This window comes from Roseateles sp. AC306 (assembly GCF_979253795.1).
Map to the genome: position 1 here is coordinate 1 of NZ_CEEDEB010000057.1, position 372 is coordinate 372.

Sequence of the window (372 nt, forward strand, 5' to 3'; positions counted from 1 at the left end):
TCGGCCGTTTCCAGCTTGGCGAGCTGGGTGGTCGTCAGGCTGCCGAACTGGCCAGAGGTCAGTGCGGCGAACTGGGCTGTGCCCAGTGCGTTCAGGTTGTCGGTGGCGAGATTGCCGAGCTGGGTCGAGGTCAGCGCCTGGACCTGAGTGGTGGACAGGTTTGCCATCTGGCCTGTCGTCAGCACGTTCAGGTCGGCGGTCGACAGATTGACCACCTGCGGGGAAGTGCTCAGCGCGTTGAGCTGGGTGGAGCTCAGCGCGCGCAGCTGGTCGCTCGTGAGTGCGTCGAGCTGGCCGGAAGACAGGTTGCGCAGTGCTGCGGTCGAGATGGACTTGATGTCCTCGGTCTCGATGGCGGCGAGCTGGGCGGTG

General features: G+C 65.6%; 1 pseudogene. It reads right to left on the bottom strand.

The window, feature by feature from the left end:
* Nucleotides 1-372: pseudogene (locus AC0IZJ_RS28375) on the bottom strand (heme utilization protein); the annotation flags it as partial.